Origin of the sequence: Halomonas sp. DP1Y21-3 (assembly GCF_019801245.1) — a bacterium.
In the GTDB taxonomy this organism is placed as follows: domain Bacteria; phylum Pseudomonadota; class Gammaproteobacteria; order Pseudomonadales; family Halomonadaceae; genus Halomonas; species Halomonas litopenaei.
The window spans coordinates 57,038-74,158 of record NZ_JAHVJM010000006.1; the positions used below are offsets into that span (position 1 = coordinate 57,038).

Below are 17,121 nucleotides of genomic sequence, written 5' to 3' on the forward strand. Positions count from 1 at the left end.
CCCTTGAAGCTCGTGAGCCGGGGTCCGCCAGGGCCTCGGCCCTCGTGACCTGAGGTACAGCGAGATGACAACGACAAGACAACCGGAGCCCGCCGACGAGGTGGCTCCGCTTCAGACGGTGGTGGCGGATGGCGCCGACGAGCTGCCCCGTGCCCACAACGAGCGCGTCCTCGGCGGGCTGGTCGGCAGGACAGTGATGCTCGGCTGCGTGCTGTTTACCGCGATGCACCTCTACGCGCTGAATATCGCGCCGATCGAGACCTGGACCTTTCGCATTCTGCACATCGCCGGTGGACTGATGGTCGGCTTTGCCATCACCGCAGCGATGTCGGTGGACCCTGAAGGCGGGGCCGGCAAGGGCTCAAGGCCAGCAGGACTCGAACGTCTCGCTGCGCTGATCACGGCACTCGCCAGTGGCTACGCGGGTGCCTGCGCGCTGGCCCTGTGGGGGCTGAGTGAAGGCCCTGGTGTGGCGGTGACCAACTGGCTGCCGCTGCATCTGGCGGTGGCGCTGGCGATCGCCAGCGTGGCGGGGGTGGTATCGAGCTGGTGCTTTCCCAGTCGTGGTGATCGCATTCACTGGCCGGATCTGGCGCTGATGGTATCGGCGCTGGTGGTGGCGGCCTTTCTGATCTTCGTACTGGGACGCTGGCGCATGGCGGCGGGCACTCCGCTGGTGGGCACGCCTGAACTGCTGGTCTCGGCCAGTGGGGTGCTGTTGATCATGGAGCTGACCCGGCGTATCGCCGGTCTGGCGCTGATCGCCATCACCAGTGTCTTCCTGCTCTACGCCTTTGCCGGGCCCTACCTGCCGGGCATCCTCGAACATGACGGCTACACGGCCAAGCGCTTCTTCACCTACCTGTACACCGACAGCGGGGTGCTGGGGCCGACCACCGCGGTGTCGTCCACCTACATCATCCTGTTCATCACCTTCGCCGCCTTTCTGCAGGCCTCCAAGGTCGGGGACTACTTCGTCAACTTCGCCTTCGCCGTGGCCGGGCGTTCGCGCGGTGGCCCGGCCAAGGTGGCGGTGTTCGCCTCGGGGCTGATGGGCATGATCAACGGCACCTCGGCGGGCAATGTGGTGGCCACAGGCTCGCTGACCATCCCGTTGATGAAGCGGGTGGGCTACCATCCGCTCAGCGCGGGCGGCATCGAAGCGGCAGCTTCCACCGGTGGCCAGATCGTGCCGCCGATCATGGGCGCCGGCGCCTTTATCATGGCCGAGATCACCGGCATCCCCTATACCGAGATCGCCTTCGCCGCGCTGATACCGGCGGCGCTGTACTTCCTCGCCATCTATCTGATGGTGGACCTGGAAGCCCGCCGCGACGGCATGCAGGGTCTGCCCAAGGACCAGTTGCCGCTGGTCACCGAGATGCTCAAGCGGGTCTATCTGTTCCTGCCGATCATCATCCTGATCACCACCCTGTTCATGGGCTATTCGGTGATCCGTGCCGGCACCCTGGCGATGGCCAGCGCCGCCGTGGTGTCCTGGCTGACGCCGCACTGGATGGGGCCCAAGGCCTTGCTGCGGGCGCTGGAACTGGGGGCCCGAATGTCGGTGCCCTTGATCGCAGTGTGCGCCTGTGCCGGCATCATCGTCGGCGTGATCTCGCTGACCGGCGTCGGTGCGCGCTTTGCCTCCATGCTGCTGGGGCTGGCCGACACCAGCCACTTCCTGGCGCTGTTCTTCGCCATGTGCATCTCGATTCTGCTTGGCATGGGCATGCCGACCACGGCGGCCTACGCGGTGGCGGCGTCGGTGGTGGCGCCGGGGCTTCAGCAGATCGGTATCTCGCCGCTGGTGTCACACTTCTTCGTGTTCTACTACGCGGTTCTGTCCGCGATCACGCCACCAGTGGCGCTGGCCGGCTACGCGGCGGCGGCGATCTCCAACACCAATGCGCTGAAGACCGCGGCCACTTCGTTCAAGTTCGGCCTGGCGGCGTTCATCGTGCCCTTCATGTTCTTCTACAGCCCCGAGCTTCTGATGCAGGGGGCCTGGTGGGCGATCCTGAGGGTGGCGATCACCGCCGGTATCGGCATCTATCTGCTGGCGGCGGCGCTTCAGGGCTATTTCCTGGCGGCTCCGGCGAATCTGCTCCAGCGTGTGGTGCTTGGGGCAGCCGCCCTGGCGATGATCTCCGGTGGCCTCGTCACCGACTTGATCGGCCTGGGACTGGGCGCGGCGATCTGGGGCGTGCAACGCTGGCGCCACAAGAGCGCCGGTACGCTGCCCTCCTGAGGAGCGCAAGGCAGCAAAGCCAGGACGCCGCGGTACCTGGCGTCCTGGACCTGAGCGCAAGCCCAGGTGGTAAATCGCGGGGGAGGCGGCCTACGGGCCGCCTCTTTTTGTGCTACTACCGTTTGCAGACGTGGAGGCTTCCTGTTCAAGCGATCCCTGTCCGCCACTTTTTTTCTCAGCCGCCCAAGGAATCGGCTACCAGCGACGTCTTTACATGTAGATGCCCCCCTGTGGGCTGATGTGTATTTCCGAGAGCCCGACCGCGAGGAGCGGCCACTTGTCGATTCAAGAGCCCGAAACCCGGGCGCCAACGGATGTAGAACTGGTGAAGGGCGCCGCCGGAGGCGAGCGTGAGGCCTTCGCGTGCCTGCTGTCTCGCCACTACGACCGGCTTTATGCGCTGGCCTGGCGGCTGACCGGCAGCCGCGCCGAGGCCGAGGATCTGACCCAGGACATCTGCCTGGCGTTGCCCGACAAGCTAATCCGCTTCGACGGGCGCGCCGCCTTTACTACCTGGCTCTATCGGGTAGCGGTCAACGCCGCCCACGATCGTCGCCGGCAGCAGGCCACGCGGCGCAAGGCTGCCGAGGGCTGGGAGGCCTGGGAGCGTGGCCGACACCAGCGCAATCGACAGCGCGACGATGAACAGCGCTGGCTCGCCAGGGCGATGGCGACGCTATCGACTGACCTGCGTGACACCGTGGCGCTGTCCCTGGGCGAAGGCATGACCCAGGCGCAGGTGGCCGAGGTGCTGGAGGTTTCAGAAGGTACCGTGGCCTGGCGCATGAGCGAGGTGAAACGACAATTGAGCGCGCTGGCCCAGGCGGAGGAGGAAAGATGAGTGATGAGCTGAAGCGCCTCGAACGGGCCTTGTCATCGGCACCCGCGCCGGAGGCGGAGGTGAAGTCCGGGCATCTAAAGGCGGCGCTTGACCGGTTCGATCAACGTCAGGCCGCCGACCAAGAGTCCAACGCCGAGCCACGTCTCTCGGGGGAAGGTCGCGACGACATCAGGTCGCGGCCGCGTTCACCCCGGAGGGATGCCAGCATGAATCGATCGCTTAGCCACAGCCCGTCACACCGTCGCCCATTGCATCGTCGACCATCAGTGGCTGCGGCCGCCTCGCTGGCGGCGCTGTCACTGGGGCTTTACCTGCTGTGGCCCCAGGGCCAGGACTTCGACGCCATGACAGGGCCCGAGCCGAGCCAGGATGCCGAGATGGCCGTCTCGCCACCTCGAACTGCCGGCAAGCCCGAGTCTGCCCCTGAGTCGAACGAGAGCGAACGTCTGGCGATTGTGGCGAGCAAGACAGGACCGGTGGCAGACCAGATGGCCGGTGACATGCCCCTTGATACGGCCGTCGTGACGGCTGTCGAGACGGAAAGCAAGTCTGCGGGGCAGGTCACTCAGTTGGCCGAGGCTCCCAGGCTCTCTGTGTCGCGATCTCCCGCGCTCTCTTCTTCACCATCGACGTCGCTCTCTCCTTCGACATCGATGGAGATGCGCGGCCTGATGCCGAGTCAGGAGGTCGCACGGATAGCGCCCTTGCCGAGCCCGGGACCTTCGGTCCAGATGCCCACCGCCTCCTCGGAAGCCTATCCCGAGTTCGACGCCTCGAGTGTCAGGGTGACCGCCGAGACGCCGGTGTCGACCTTCTCGGTGGACGTGGACACGGCAAGCTACGCGGTGGTGCGTTCTTCGCTGATGCAGGGGCAGTTGCCGCCGCCCCAGGCGGTGCGTATCGAGGAGATGATCAATTACTTCGGCTACGACTACCCCCAGCCGGACGCCGAGGCGTTTCGCCCGATGGTCGATGTCTTTGCCTCGCCGTGGAATCCCGAGCGTCAGGTGGTGCGCGTGGCGCTGCAGGGCAGGGCGGCCACGCCTGGGCCCCGCTCACCGGTCAACCTGGTGCTGCTGATCGACACCTCCGGCTCGATGCGCTCGCCAGACAAGCTGCCCTTGCTCAAGCGCTCCATGGCGCTGTTGCTGGGTGAGCTGAATGACGACGACCAGGTCGCCATCGTCACCTACGCCGGCGGCGCCGGGGTGGCACTGGCACCGACTGAGGCATCGAACACAGAGGAGATCATGCAAGCGCTCGAGAGCCTGGCGCCCAGCGGTGGTACCGCCGGCGAAGCCGGCCTGAGCCAGGCCTATCGGCTGGCGGGGCAGATGAACGGCGAGGACGAGACGACGCGGGTGCTGCTGGCCACCGACGGCGATTTCAATCTTGGCCTGAGCGATCCCGAGGCGCTAGAGCGCTTTATCGCCGACCGGCGTGAGGGCGGCGTGTATCTGTCGGTGCTGGGCTTTGGCCGAGGTAATCTCGACGACGCCGTGATGCAGTCGCTGGCCCAGCATGGCAACGGCCAGGCCGCCTATATCGACAGTCTGGCCGAGGCGCAGAAGGTGCTGGTGGACCAACTGGCGGCGTCGCTCGAGCCCATCGCCAACGACGTCAAGGTGCAGGTCGAATTCAATCCGGCGCGGGTGCAGGAGTACCGCTTGATCGGCTACGAGACCCGCGCGCTCAGGCGAGAGGACTTCCGCAACGACCGCGTCGATGCCGGCGATATCGGCGCGGGTCATCAGGTGACGGCGCTCTACGAGATTGCCCCTGTGGGCTCGAGCGCTGCCCTGACCCGGCCATCCCGCTATCAGCAGGGACAGCAACTGACGGGGGGCCAGCATGACGAGCTGGGGCATGTGGCGCTGCGCTACAAGGTGCCGGGGGAGTCGCAAAGCCGCCTGATCGAAACGCCGATCTCGCCAGGCGTGACGACAGCCGACAGCGAGGCGTCCTTCGCCGCCGCCATCGCAGGCTTCGGCCAGCTGCTGGGTGACGATCGCTACCTGGGCGACTGGGGGTGGGATGAGGCTATCGCGCTGGCCGAGGCCAGCAAGGGCAAGGACCGCTACGGCTATCGCGCCGAGGCGGTACGCCTGATGCGCCTGGCCGGCGGACTGTCGGATCGCTGAGTTTCTGCGCTACGCTTGAATGCATCATCTATTTCTTGTTCAGGAGAGAGTGTATGGCCAAGGCGCTGGGACAACGGCGGCTGGGGACGGTGCTTGAAGCCGTCATCCTTGAGATGCTCGATGAGGCTCGTCAGGCCTATCCGCGCATCCAGGAACCCGAGGACAGCGAAGGGCTGCACGATTTTCGGGTGGCCTTGAGGCGCCTGCGCAGCACCATCAAGGAGTTTGGCGATCAGCCGGGGTTTGCGATCGACAAGGCATTGTTGCGCCAGTTGACGGCGCTGGCGCGAGCCACCAACGACGCTCGTGACGGTGAGGTGATGCTGGCCTGGCTCGATAGTGTGGCCGAGACGACGGGAGCGCCGGAGCGTGGCGCCATCGGCTGGTGGCGGGAGCGCCTGGCGGCGCAGGTGGAACAGGAGTACGCCTCCATCGACGCCAGTGTGGCGGGGTTTCCGCTGCTCGACACCCGCCTGCGCGAGGCTGCCGGCAAGGCCGCTCTCAAGGACAAGGGCAAAGACAAGGACAGCAAGAAGAAGGACAAGAACAAGGACAAGAAAAAAGGCAGCAACAAGGCCGGCAAGGAGCCTCGGTTTGGTGACGCCTCGGCCCAGGTGCTGGCCCGGCTTGGTGAGGGCTGGCTTGAGGAGCTCGCCGCGGTAAAAGGGCGCGAGGAAGAAGAGACGCTGCACCGTCCGCGTATCACCGGCAAGCGGCTGCGCTACCTGCTGCGTCCCTGGCGGGAACAGGGCGAGGTCTTCGCCGAGCTCGAGGAAGAGCTGAAGACCTTTCAGGATGCCTTTGGCGATCTCCACGACGACCTGGTGAGGGGCGACGTGCTGACCACGGCGGCGCTCTTGCATACCGAGGAAGAAACCCTGGATCGCCTGGAGGCAGCGCTCGAGCAGGCCTCACCCAGGGCCACCGCGCCTCGCCATCTACGCGGCTTCATGCTGCTGCACGCGCACCACGAGGCGCAGACAGAGCAGAACCTCAAGCGGGTGCAGGCGCTATGTCGCAAGCCGCGCCTGGAGCGTCTCGAGGCCAGGATCAATGAGGCCGTGACACTGATGAAGGCTCCGCAATAGCGCTGAAAAAGACCCAGGGCGGCCCTGAGGGCGCGCCCGAGAACAAGCCTCGGGCCGTTCAATCAGGCCAGGCGCTGTTCGATCTCCTTCCACAGGCTGGCGTAGGCGCGGCACGCTGGGGTATAGGGGGCGAAGTGGCGTACTGGGGCGCGCTCAAGCCCCATGCGCTCGACCGCACTGGCCGCCGGGATGACGCTGGACAGCCGCAGCGGCCAGCGCTTGCCGAAGCTTTCCATCACCTCGCGATGCATGGTGCGGCGACGATCGGCCAGGGTGATGAAGGGCCACAGCGGGCAGACCAGATCCTGGTCGTCGAGGAAGGTCTCGAGTTGCTCCAGGGTGCGTAGCGAAAGGGTGGAAGGCACCACCGGCACCAGCAGGGCGTCGACGCTGGTGAACATGTTCTCGGACATGTGGGACAGCGTCGGTGGGCAGTCCAGGATGACCAGATCGTACTCGTCGCGTACCTTGCCGAGGATCTGACGCAGATGACTGGAGCCATGATGCTCGAGCAGCTGGTCCATCTCGCGGGAATCCAGCGAGGCCGGCAGCACATCGAGGCCATCCACGTTGGTCGAGCGGATGACCTTGTTGAAGGCCGCCTTGCCTTTCACCAACTTCTCGACGCCACCGCGGATCTTGGGCTTGATCTTCAGATAGAACGTCGTTGCCGCCTGGGGATCCAGGTCCCACAGCAGCACCCTGTGGCCACAGGCGGCGGCTTCGCAGGCTAGATTGACCGCCGACGCCGTCTTGCCCACGCCCCCCTTGATGCTGTAAAGCGACAACATCCGCATCGCAATTCGCCCCGTGAATTTGATGAACTAGAACAACGACTTTAGCACAGCTTTGTGCAGTGAATGGCGTTGTTCACCAGGGGATATTGACGTTGTTTTGTATACGGTCTTGGTAGTCGCTGCAACAACAAACTTTCTTGGCTGAAGGTTGGGGCGCTGAAGGTCTGGGCGCAGAGGGGCTGGGTGCTGTAGAGCTGGACAGTGGGGTGGCGGTGTCCTGTCAGCGCTTGACCAGGCGCCTGACGCGCTGGATGGCGAGACCGGTCACTACCAGCTTGCGACCCCAGCGAGCCAGTCGGCCGGGGTGGCGCAGCACGGGAATCAGCGCCGTGCCGGCGGCAAGCAGGGCCGGCGTGCGATAGCGACTAAGCGCCTGCCAGCCGGCGTCGATGCGCTCTCCGGCAAGATGGAAACGGCGCGAGGCCAGCAGGATGTCCAGCCGCTGCTGTTCGATGGTGGCCTCGAGTTCGGCCTTGCGCTCGGCGCGAGAGGGGCTCGCACGGCGGTCATCGCGGCTCATGGCATTGCTCCCTGACGTGTCGGCAGAAAGATGGCGGCTCATCGACGATGTGGCTCATCGACGTCCGGCCGCATCGATTCTTCGGCAAGCTCTCGATCCAGTGCCAGGTGCTTCAAGGTGCTGACCAGCAGCGTGCGACGGCGTGCCAGGCGCATTGCCGCCAGGGCCAGCCCGACGCCTCCTGCCAGAAGCACCGCCGCGCATACGGCGATGGCGGTCAGCCGGAAGGAGTTCCAGAACAGCACCACGACGAAGGCCGTCAGGGTGGCGATGCCGAGCATCAGCAACACCATGCTCAGCCCCAGCAACAGGGCTAGGGTTACCAGTCGAGCGCGTTCTTCCTCGAGTTCCAGAACGGCGAGACGCAGGCGCGTCTCGCCGGTGGCGATCAGGGTCGAGAGGACGCGCTTGCCCGCCCCGAATAGCCGTTGTACCGGTCCTTGGCTGTCTGCCATCAGCGCCGCCCGATCAGCATACCGACGATGCAGCCGACGGCAGCACCGATGCCGATGCTCTTCCAGGGGTTGTCGTGGACGTAGCGATCACAGGCATCGACCTGGTCGGTGACGCTGTCGCGGGTCTGACGGTAGACGCGCTCTCCAGTGGCTTCGAGGCGAGCACGGGTGTCCTTCAGTCGCGCCTCTGCCTTGCTGCGCCATTCCTTGACGGTCTCGCTGGAGTCGTCGGCGGTGGCGCTCAGCAGGTCCTCGAGGGTGCTCGACAGCTGCTTGAGGTCGTCCCTGAGTTGCTCGGTGGAGGCGCTGGAGCTGCTGGTGTCCGCGTCGCTTGCCGCGCTCTTGGCGTTGGACTTGCTGGCGGTGGTGCTGGAGCTTCGTGTAGCCATCGTGTCTTCCTTTGACGCAGGTGGATTAACGGTACCAAAGATGAATCTTTACCCGTTCATGCTCGCATCAGAATAGCAGTCACGGCAATGGCCGGCGGCCGACTGTGCAAAGAAGCACAATTGGCCGCCGCCGGCATCACGGATTGAAGCCGCCCGCCGAGAACAGCGGGTTCATGCTGAAGCCGATACCCAGGCGATTGACGCGCTCGTCGTAGTCGATAAGGCTCTCGCCGTAGCCATAGTAGTACTGCACGTGCCCACGCACCTTGCCGAACAGCGGCCAGGAGTAGTCGAGCTGGGTGCCGTAGTTGCCTTCGTCGGGGTTGCCGCGCATCAGCAGGCTGGCTTCGTGAGTGTCGAACATCTGCCGGGCCACGGTGACGTCGGCATAACCCACGTAGTCCTCGATGTCGGGGTTGTCGTCATCACTATCGTCTTCCGGGATGCGCCAGAACGGCGAGACTGCCAGCGCCCACTCGTCGTTGATCCAGGAAGTGGTGCCGATGACCCGGTTCCAGCTGCGAGACAGCGGGTCCGAGCGGCCATTGGACTGGTGATTGAGCGAGATGCGGTTGTTGACGTTGGTCCAGCCCCACAGGGTGGTGTCGTTCTGGAAGTCGATGAAGAACTCAGGCTCGTAGTTGGTCTCGCGAAACGGCGAGGACTCGTCGCTGTTGTAGGCCTGCCACCAGCTCTTCTGGGTGTAGGCGAAGTAGAGGTCGGCGTTGTCGAACAGCACGTCCTCGGCGATGTTGAACTTGGCACTGAACTGAAACTTGAGTTCGGTGTTGTCCATGTCAGCATCGTCTTCACCGGCACGAAAGGCGCCGGAATTCGGGTTGGTGTTGTAGCTGATCGGCAGGATGTAGTTGCGCCGGTGGGTGGTGATCGAGAACGGGTTGCTCTCGGACTCCTGCTCTAGCTGACGACGCTCCTCGACGGTCTCCTCGATGGGCTTGCCCGAGGCACGTGCAACGATCTCCTCGGAGGCGGGCAGACCGGTGGTGTCGGGGGCTTCGGCGTTGACCGTCGATGAAGTGCCGGCGCTACTGACGGCCACGGCCTGTGCACCCTCGCGCTGGGCCTCGTCATCGTCGAGTTCATTTTCCAGCTTGGCGAGCTCAGCCTTCAGGGCCTCAATACGCGCCTCCTTGGCCGCGCGCTCGGCGTCGGTCAGGCCGCCGTCGGCGACGGCCTGTCCACTGATGGCAAGCGCCAGCAGGGAAGGGAACAGGGAGGAACGGACGGCGGGGCGGGTCATAGGGTGAATCCATTCGACAGGTGGAGGCGTTGTTCTACCATGGCGGCGCAGCGAGTCAACTTCGTGGAAGAATCTTGCACTGGATTGCCATACTGACACACTGGGTTGAGAATCTCGCCTCCTCCACGCTGCGACAGGAAGTTCTCTTAAGATGCCCAGCTCGCCTTCTTCGTTGTTCCGAATACTCCCCCTCTTGCTGGTGTTGCTGCTGTCTCTGCTGTCGGTATCTGCGGTGGTGGCCCAGGAAGCGCCCGAGAAGAGGCTGCCGGACAAGCAAGAGCTGCAGTCGCGCCTTGACGAGCGCGTCGCCAATGCCAGCGATCCGCCAAGCGCCACGGCGCAGGAAGAGATCGATGCGCTGTCAGAGGCGATCGATGCGGTGGAGAAATTGGCCGAGGTCGAGCGTGACCTGGAGAGTCTAGAGCGGCGTATCGAGGAGGCACCGGAACGGCTGGCGGCGCTGGAGGAAGCGCTGCGCCAGAGTGAAGAAGGCGAGTCGCACAATCTGGCTGAGCTCGAGGGGCTGAAGATGCCGGCCGTCGAGCAGCGCCTGAGCGACGCCACCCGAGTGCTGCAGTCGACCCAGGATACCCTGACTAGTGTGCAGAGCCAGTTGCTGGGGGCCCAGACGCTGCCGGAGCGGGCGCAACAGGCCATCACCGAGGCCAATCGGGAGATGGATGAGGCGAGGGTCAAGCTCGAAGACCTCAATCGTCGTGACGTGCCGGAAGATGCCCCCTTGCGGGTGGCGGCGCGGGCGCGCCAGGCTCTGGCCGAGGCTCAGCTCGAGCTGCACCAGCGTCAGCTCAATACCAATACACGTATGCGTGAGGTGCTGCAGCAGCGCCTCGCGCTGTTGAAACTGGAGGCGGCAAGCGAGGAGGCCTGGGTCTCCGCTCTGCAGGGCCGGCTCGATCGACTGCGCCGCGAGCAGACCGAGCGGGCCATCGCCGAGGCGGTACGCGATGAGCCAGAGGCCATCTCACGGCATCCGGTGATTCAGGCGGCCCAGACCACCAACCGTCAGCTCTCCAGGGACTTGCTCAACGCCACCTCGCGAGCCAACGATCTGGTGCGTGACGGACTCGAAGTGCGTCGCCAGCTCGAACGGGTGCGTCGCCTGCAGCAGGGGCTGACCCAGAACATCGAGGCGGTGCGCGGCAGTGTGCTGTTGTCGCGCATCCTGCGTGAGCAGCGCGGATCGCTGCCCGAGGTGCAGCCACGACCGGGCCTGCGTGACGAGATCGCCGATGTACGACTGGCGCAGTTCGAACTCGACAGCGAACGCGACGCCTTGCGCTCCCCGGAGGCACTGGCAAGGGAGGTGTTGGCGCAGGCCGAGGTGGATGAGCCCGAGCCCCTGGTGGAGCCCCTGGTGCAGCTGTTCAATTCTCGGCGTGAGCTGATCAGCCAGCTAGAGCCCACCTACGGTCAGATCCTCACGGCTGCCATCGATATGCAGCTCAACCAGCAGCAGTTGCTCGACATCAGTGCGCAGTTGCGCACCAGCATCGACGAACAGCTGTTCTGGGTGGCCAACGCCAGGCCCATCGATCTCGGCTGGCTGATGAAGATCCCCCAGAACCTGATGATGGAGTGGCGGGAGGGCGAGTGGCGCCAGATCCTGCCTCACAACTGGCGCTGGCCGGGGCCTGGTGCCTGGGTAGCGGTCCCGGTACTGCTGGTGGTGTTGCTGCTGCTGGCGCTCAGGCGCGCGATCATGCGTCGCCTGGTCACCCTGCACGACCAGATCGGTCGACTTCGCTACGATTCTCAGCTGCATACGCCCAAGGCGGTGGCATTGAACGCCCTGGTGGCCGCACCGGGACCGCTGTGCCTGGTGGCCTTCGGCCTGCTGTTGACCCTCGGTGGCTCCGAGGTGGCAGCGGATGTCGGCTACTCGGTACTGCAGCTTTCACTGGCCTGGGGCGTGGTCGCCTGGTCGCGTCGCCTGCTGGTCAGCGACGGCGTGGCGACACGTCATTTCCACTGGCCGGTCAAGTACGTGGGCAAGCTGCGCTGGTGGCTTTTGTGGCTTGGCGTCAGCATGGCGCCGGTGCTGCTGATCGCGCCGCTTGCCAGGGACGCTGCGGTGACCTTCAACCAGCGCCCGCTGGGGCTCGGGCTGTTGCTGCTGGGGCTGATCGGCATGAGCGTGGCGCTCAGCAAGCTGATCATGGCCCATACCCCCTTCTTCGGGGTGAAGCTCTTTCGTCTGGTGCTGGGGCTGGCGCTGGCGATGGTGCCGGTGGTGCTGGGTGGCGCCGTGCTTTATGGCTACGTCTACTCGGCGCTGAGCCTGGTCAGCCGCTTCGTGATCTCGTTGTACCTGCTGGGCGTGTGGATCCTGGTCGAGGCGGCGGTGGTCCGCGGACTGGCGGTGGCGGCCCGACGCCTGGCCTATCGTCGTGCGCTGGCTCGCCGGCGAGCCCTGGCCCAGGACGACAACGACCGTGGCCTCGATATCGTCGAAGAGCCGCCGCTGGACATGGAGCAGGTCAACCAGCAGTCGCTGAGGCTGTCCAAGCTGCTGCTGACCATCGGCTTCGCCGCCTTGCTGTATCTGGTCTGGACCGACTTTCTCGGGGTCATCGGCTACCTCGATAACGTCACCCTGGTGGAAGGTGCCACCGGAGAGGGTGGCGAGGCGCTTGAGGACAACCTGAGTGTCGGCGACGTGCTGGTGGCCTTGTTCATCGCCGGGGTGACCATGATGCTGGCGCGCAACCTGCCGGGTCTGCTCGAGGTGATGGTGCTGTCGCGCCTGGAGCTCAAGCAGGGCAGCGCCTACGCCATCAGTTCGCTGTTGTCCTACACCATCGTCGGCACCGGTACGGTGATGACCCTGGGCGCACTCGGGGTGTCATGGGCCAAGTTGCAGTGGCTGGTAGCGGCGCTTGGCGTGGGTCTCGGTTTCGGTCTTCAGGAGATCTTTGCCAACTTCATCTCGGGTCTGATCATCCTGTTCGAACGGCCTGTACGCATCGGTGACACCATTACCCTGGGCAACCTTACCGGTACGGTGAGCCGGATTCGCATCCGCGCGACCACGGTCACCGACTTCGATCGCAAGGAGATCATCATCCCCAACAAGACCTTCGTCACCGACCAGCTGATCAACTGGTCACTGTCGGACAGTGTGACGCGGGTGACGTTGAAGTATGGGGTCAGCCACGACGCCGATCGCAGCCTGGTGCATCGCCTGCTCGAGCAGGCCGCCGAGGAGAACGAGCGGGTGCTGTCCGACCCGCCCCCCGAGATCTACTTCATGGCCTACACCGCCAGCACCATGGAGTACGAACTGCGCATCTACGTGAATGCCCTGGGGGATCGACTGCTGGCCACCGACGAGCTCAACGGCCGCATCGGCGACATGTTCTCCGAGCATGGCATCCGTATCGCCTTCGACCAGCTCGATGTACACATTCGACGCTCGGGGCAGCGCGACGTGTGGAAGGGCGTGCATCGGGTCAAGGGCGACCCTCAGGAAGGCCATCCGCCCCCCGGGGCCAAGGGTGACCCGGGTGACGTCGGTATCGGGGATGGCGGCGGCAGCGATGGGGGCGGAGACGCCGGCGGGCGCTGAGGGCGACCGACCGCGGTCGCTGGCGAAAGGCTACATGGTCTGCTGTAAGGCCTGCTGCATGGCATGTCGCACAGCCCGTTGCATGGCATGTCGCATAGCCCGTCGCATGACACGTCGCACAGCCTATCGCTAGCGCCGGCGGGCCTGTAGCAGAAACTCGCGATTGCCGTCGCCACCAAGGATCGGACTTTCCTGCCAGTGCAGGATCTCGAAGCCGACCGAGGCGCAGCACTCGCGGATGCGCTGCTCGACCTCGGCGTAGCGGCGTGGGTCGCTGACCAAGCCTCGCTGATCCACCGCACCAGGCCCCAGCTCAAACTGGGGCTTCACCAGAGACAGCAGCAGGGCGTCCCGTGCCAGCAGCGTCGCCAGCTCCGGCAGGATCAGCGTCTGCGAGATAAAGGACACGTCCATCACCGCCACCTCCGGCCGACCGATTTTCTCCATCAGCGTCGCCAGTTCGCGGCTTTCGCTAAGGTGGCGGGCGTTGAGCCCCTCCAGACAACTGACGCGGGCGTCGCCCCGCAGGCTATCGTCGAGCTGTCCGTGGCCTACCTCGATGCCGATGACGTGGCGCGCACCGCCGGCCAGGGCGCAGTCGGTAAAGCCCCCGGTGGATTGGCCCACGTCCAGCACCAGGCGGCCGTCCAGTGACAGTTCCAGCGCCGAGAGCATTGCTTCCAGCTTGAGTCCGGCGCGGGAAACGTAACGCTCCTCCGGGTCCTCGGCGACCACCAGAGCGAGGTCGTCGGGGCACTTCTCCCCGGGGCGTGTCAAAACCTTGCCGTCATCCCGGCGGGAGACGCGGCCGTGGCGGATCAACCGCTGGGCGCGGGTGCGAGAGCGAACCAGGCCCTGGCTGACGAGGAGTTGGTCGAGACGTGGCATGGGGTGTTCCTGTGGCGCCTTGGTCGGGCCGTCTGGAGTTCAAGCAGAAAATGCCGGCGCATTATGCCACGGCGAGGCCCCTGTGGGGGCGCACACCAGCCTCCACCGCTTTGAGCCGGCTATCACCACCCTTCATCACATCCCGTCAGTTACTACTCGCTAACCTGTCGTTTGCCGATGGTAAGCGCTCGTCCCCTTTCAACATCGCCTGGGCTCTCACACCGTAGGGAGACTATCCAGTTTTAGCGCCACCTTCCGGTCGAAATGGCCAGGATCGCAGGCTATGCTAAAAACCAACAAGCTTACTTAGGATTGCACAAGGCGTCAGGTTCTGTGCGGAGTTGCGACAAGTGGCGGCGTGACAAGCAGTACGGCGAGGGAATGCTGATCGAACGACGGAATCAGGTGACAAGCCAAAGCCACAACCTTGGCTGCTAATACGTCATGTCACACCACGCGCAGCACCCAGTCCCAGCCTACCCAACTTGTAATATTTCCCCGCCAGAGAGCGATGACGTCGCCACCGTGATGTTCAGGGAAGGGACTTGCACGGGTGGCATGTCCTCCCGGTAGGGTGCCCGAACGGTTTGTCTCGCCGCTTTCCACCGCTATCTCTCCGCCACCTGATTTACAACGACTGATTGCCCTGTGGGGGAGGCCAGCAAGGGTCTCCTGATGGGGCCGCAGCGCTCGTACTAAAATGGATTTATACACAGTATATCTGGCTGCACGCCGAGGGCCGGCAGGGAATGCTGAAAGTGGGTGCTCACTTAATGCGCATAGTCTCAAGGTTTTGGTTGGAAAAACAAAAGGATAGAAAAAAGCCTCGAAGCAATATGCGGCACGGTTATCGGAAAAAATGAGCATGCACGTTTTCAGATTTCGCGAATTGACGGAGAAGTGAAACCACCCGTGGGATTTCAAGTAGATAATCGGGGGCTTTGCGGAACTAGTCGCGGAAAATTTGAGCACGCCTACGATTAAAAATGTTAGGTATCAGTGAGTAGTCTTATGTTAAAGGGTCATTGCTTCTGCGGCAAAATAATCTACGAGGCTGGCCATTCACCCAGCTTCGAAACCAATTGCCTCTGTTCTATTTGTCGCCGTACCAGTGGAGCTCCACTCGTCACTTGGTTCACGGTGCCAATTGAAGACTTCCATTTTATTAGTGGCAGTCCCTCAATATTTAAGTCTTCCGCTCATGGTACTCGTACATTCTGCCCAGACTGCGGTACACCACTAACCTTCAGTTCTACTGAATCACCATCGTCTATTGATGTTACCACCTGCACCTTGGATGACCCTGAGAATTTACCACCAAAGGACTTAACTATGGCTAAATATAAGTTGTCCTGGTTTCAACTAGGCGATGATTTGCCTGTTTACCTAGAGGGGCATGAAGGTGAAGATACCTAACAAATCAATCAACTCGGACATGCTTACGCATGCCGGTTATCTCAGGCGTTAGGCCGCACGGATGCGTACTGCTCACTGGAGGCAATGAATGGCCACATACAACGGTGGTTGCCTATGTGGTGCCGTTCGAATTATGGCATCAGGCCAGCCTTATCGCGTCGGCCTGTGCCATTGTCTTGACTGCCGCAAGCACCATGGTGCCCTCTTTCACGCTTCCGCCGTTTTTCCCAGAGACGCAGTCATGATCGATGGCGAGACCAGAAACTATGAGGAGCGTCATTTCTGCCCACAATGCGGCTCATCGGTCTATTCGTGCAGCGCAGATGAAATCGAGGTCAATCTAGGTTCGCTGGACTTTCCTGATCAACTAACCCCGACCTACGAACTCTGGACGAGCCGTCGAGAGTCTTGGTTGCCGGCGTTTCCATCTGTCCGGCGCTACACCCAAGATCGTGACCCCACGAGCCGTGTTGAAGAATAGGCCGCCGATGAATCGTCGCGCTTCTTTTCACAATCATCAAAGGTTGAGCCAGTGTGGCCTAACCAGTTGCTGTAGGGGACATTTGACCCGTCACCCGCTTTGCTATCGCAAAGCGCAAATGCCCCTGAGTTCAGGTGTTAGGCTCCATGAGCCACGGAGGAATTGAGTGGAAATCAAGTGTATTGCAGGCTTTGCATCTATTACCAAAGACCCTGCGGCAAGTACGTCCTTATATGAGGATGCGCTAGGTCTGCCGCTAGAAAAGATGGACGATTATCGCTTCATGGATAAATTCCCAGGAGCGAATCATTTCGGGGTATGGCCCCTCGCTATGGCGGCCCAATCTTGTTTTGGGCAGGAGGAATGGCCTGACCATGTTCCTGAGCCGACAGCTACAATTGAATTTGAGTTGGCGGACCCAGCTGCAGTGGAAGCGGCAGTGAAAGAATTGAAGGAAAGGGGGCAGGAGTTCGTTCATGAATCCCGGACTGAACCCTGGGGGCAGACAGTTGCAAGGTTTATGAGCCCCGAGGGAGTGTTGGTAGGTCTGAGTTATGCGCCATGGCTTCATGAATAAGAGCCTAACCATAGCATCAACGCGGACTGGCTTTTCCGCTGACGCTGAAAAGCCAACCGGTTACGCTGGGCGTTATGCAGAAGGAGAGTGACAATGCAGTGTCCAAAGTGTGGATCTTTAAAGATTGACAAGCGGAATTATGGAAAGCGAGCCGGCGCTACCATCGGGGGGATGGGTGGAGCAGCCGGTGGGGCGGCAACCGCCGTTGCTGGCGCTGCTGCGGGAGGAAAGGCAGGTGCGGCAGTTGGCGTGATTGCTGGCCCTCTCGGTGCGGCAGCGGGAGCCTCGATTGGAACAGTGGCGGGAGCTATCGCGGGTGCCTTGGCAGGAGGTACAGTAGGTGCTACGGCTGGAGCGATGACGGGTAGGGCAGTAGACGAGAATATTCTTGATAATTTTAAGTGTTTGAGCTGTGAGCACGCATTTAATG

At 63.1% G+C, this 17,121-nt stretch carries 14 protein-coding genes; 8 read left to right on the plus strand and 6 right to left on the minus strand.

Annotated elements, in window-relative coordinates; genetic code table 11:
- Positions 1 to 64 precede the first annotated feature (64 nt).
- The 4 genes from KUV74_RS16830 (at position 65) to KUV74_RS16845 (ending at position 6,321) form a co-directional block, all read left to right on the plus strand.
- Entirely contained in the window at positions 65 to 2,251 is a 2,187-nt protein-coding gene (locus KUV74_RS16830; protein ID WP_222516918.1) for a TRAP transporter permease, read from the plus strand.
- Between the two features lie 277 nt (positions 2,252 to 2,528).
- Positions 2,529 to 3,092 carry an RNA polymerase sigma factor gene (locus KUV74_RS16835; RefSeq protein ID WP_197037111.1) on the plus strand — a complete coding sequence of 188 codons (564 nt, stop codon included), beginning with the start codon at positions 2,529 to 2,531 and terminating at the stop codon, positions 3,090 to 3,092.
- Between the two features lie 206 nt (positions 3,093 to 3,298).
- The gene (locus KUV74_RS16840; protein ID WP_222516919.1) at positions 3,299 to 5,233 is read left to right on the plus strand and encodes a vWA domain-containing protein; all 1,935 of its coding nucleotides are present in this window, start codon (positions 3,299 to 3,301) and stop codon (positions 5,231 to 5,233) included.
- A gap of 53 nt (positions 5,234 to 5,286) precedes the next feature.
- Positions 5,287 to 6,321: a CHAD domain-containing protein gene (locus KUV74_RS16845; RefSeq protein ID WP_222516920.1), complete on the plus strand. Its 1,035-nt coding sequence runs from the start codon at positions 5,287 to 5,289 to the stop codon at positions 6,319 to 6,321.
- 62 nt (positions 6,322 to 6,383) lie between these two features.
- On the opposite strand, the gene KUV74_RS16850 is transcribed toward KUV74_RS16845, so the two are convergent.
- From KUV74_RS16850 to KUV74_RS16870, 5 genes are all read right to left on the minus strand, one after another.
- Positions 6,384 to 7,118, minus strand: a complete 735-nt coding sequence (locus tag KUV74_RS16850; RefSeq protein ID WP_124804312.1) for a ParA family protein — start codon at positions 7,116 to 7,118, stop codon at positions 6,384 to 6,386.
- A gap of 220 nt (positions 7,119 to 7,338) precedes the next feature.
- Positions 7,339 to 7,638, minus strand: a complete 300-nt coding sequence (locus tag KUV74_RS16855) for a YqjK-like family protein (RefSeq protein WP_045993311.1) — start codon at positions 7,636 to 7,638, stop codon at positions 7,339 to 7,341.
- A gap of 38 nt (positions 7,639 to 7,676) precedes the next feature.
- Entirely contained in the window at positions 7,677 to 8,093 is a 417-nt protein-coding gene (locus KUV74_RS16860; RefSeq protein WP_222516921.1) for a phage holin family protein, read from the minus strand.
- Positions 8,093 to 8,482, minus strand: a complete 390-nt coding sequence (locus KUV74_RS16865; protein WP_045993309.1) for a YqjD family protein — start codon at positions 8,480 to 8,482, stop codon at positions 8,093 to 8,095. Before KUV74_RS16865 ends, KUV74_RS16860 begins: the two co-directional genes overlap by 1 nt.
- Before the next feature lie 136 nt (positions 8,483 to 8,618).
- A complete protein-coding gene (locus KUV74_RS16870) occupies positions 8,619 to 9,743 on the minus strand; it encodes a phospholipase A (RefSeq protein ID WP_108132605.1) in 1,125 nt (374 codons plus the stop codon).
- A 151-nt stretch (positions 9,744 to 9,894) separates the two neighbouring features.
- Between KUV74_RS16870 and mscK the strand changes: the two genes are divergently transcribed.
- On the plus strand, positions 9,895 to 13,329 hold the full coding sequence (gene mscK / locus KUV74_RS16875) for a mechanosensitive channel MscK (RefSeq protein WP_222516922.1): 3,435 nt from the start codon (positions 9,895 to 9,897) through the stop codon (positions 13,327 to 13,329).
- Between the two features lie 129 nt (positions 13,330 to 13,458).
- On the opposite strand, the gene KUV74_RS16880 is transcribed toward mscK, so the two are convergent.
- Positions 13,459 to 14,217: a TlyA family RNA methyltransferase gene (locus KUV74_RS16880; protein WP_222516923.1), complete on the minus strand. Its 759-nt coding sequence runs from the start codon at positions 14,215 to 14,217 to the stop codon at positions 13,459 to 13,461.
- A gap of 1,011 nt (positions 14,218 to 15,228) precedes the next feature.
- On the opposite strand from KUV74_RS16880, the gene KUV74_RS21095 reads away from it, so the two are divergent.
- The 3 genes from KUV74_RS21095 to KUV74_RS16895 all read left to right on the plus strand — a co-directional run bounded on the left by KUV74_RS21095 (position 15,229) and on the right by KUV74_RS16895 (position 16,691).
- Positions 15,229 to 15,633 (plus strand): GFA family protein, encoded by a 405-nt coding sequence (locus KUV74_RS21095; RefSeq protein WP_222516924.1) that lies wholly within the window; start codon positions 15,229 to 15,231, stop codon positions 15,631 to 15,633.
- Between the two features lie 133 nt (positions 15,634 to 15,766).
- Positions 15,767 to 16,114 (plus strand): GFA family protein, encoded by a 348-nt coding sequence (locus tag KUV74_RS16890; protein WP_261395562.1) that lies wholly within the window; start codon positions 15,767 to 15,769, stop codon positions 16,112 to 16,114.
- Positions 16,115 to 16,280: 166 nt separating this feature from the next.
- A complete protein-coding gene (locus tag KUV74_RS16895) occupies positions 16,281 to 16,691 on the plus strand; it encodes a VOC family protein (RefSeq protein ID WP_124804317.1) in 411 nt (136 codons plus the stop codon).
- Positions 16,692 to 17,121: the final 430 nt, after the last annotated feature.

Excerpts from the sequence above, each read along its gene's own strand:
- KUV74_RS16830 (WP_222516918.1), top strand. The coding sequence starts at position 65 with ATGACAACGACAAGACAACCGGAGCCCGCCGACGAGGTGGCTCCGCTT.
- KUV74_RS16840 (WP_222516919.1), top strand. The coding sequence starts at position 3,299 with ATGAATCGATCGCTTAGCCACAGCCCGTCACACCGTCGCCCATTGCAT.
- KUV74_RS16845 (WP_222516920.1), top strand. The coding sequence starts at position 5,287 with ATGGCCAAGGCGCTGGGACAACGGCGGCTGGGGACGGTGCTTGAAGCC.
- KUV74_RS16850 (WP_124804312.1), bottom strand. The coding sequence starts at position 7,118 with ATGCGGATGTTGTCGCTTTACAGCATCAAGGGGGGCGTGGGCAAGACG.
- KUV74_RS16855 (WP_045993311.1), bottom strand. The coding sequence starts at position 7,638 with ATGAGCCGCGATGACCGCCGTGCGAGCCCCTCTCGCGCCGAGCGCAAG.
- KUV74_RS16860 (WP_222516921.1), bottom strand. The coding sequence starts at position 8,093 with ATGGCAGACAGCCAAGGACCGGTACAACGGCTATTCGGGGCGGGCAAG.
- KUV74_RS16865 (WP_045993309.1), bottom strand. The coding sequence starts at position 8,482 with ATGGCTACACGAAGCTCCAGCACCACCGCCAGCAAGTCCAACGCCAAG.
- KUV74_RS16870 (WP_108132605.1), bottom strand. The coding sequence starts at position 9,743 with ATGACCCGCCCCGCCGTCCGTTCCTCCCTGTTCCCTTCCCTGCTGGCG.
- mscK (WP_222516922.1), top strand. The coding sequence starts at position 9,895 with ATGCCCAGCTCGCCTTCTTCGTTGTTCCGAATACTCCCCCTCTTGCTG.
- KUV74_RS16880 (WP_222516923.1), bottom strand. The coding sequence starts at position 14,217 with ATGCCACGTCTCGACCAACTCCTCGTCAGCCAGGGCCTGGTTCGCTCT.
- KUV74_RS21095 (WP_222516924.1), top strand. The coding sequence starts at position 15,229 with ATGTTAAAGGGTCATTGCTTCTGCGGCAAAATAATCTACGAGGCTGGC.
- KUV74_RS16890 (WP_261395562.1), top strand. The coding sequence starts at position 15,767 with ATGGCATCAGGCCAGCCTTATCGCGTCGGCCTGTGCCATTGTCTTGAC.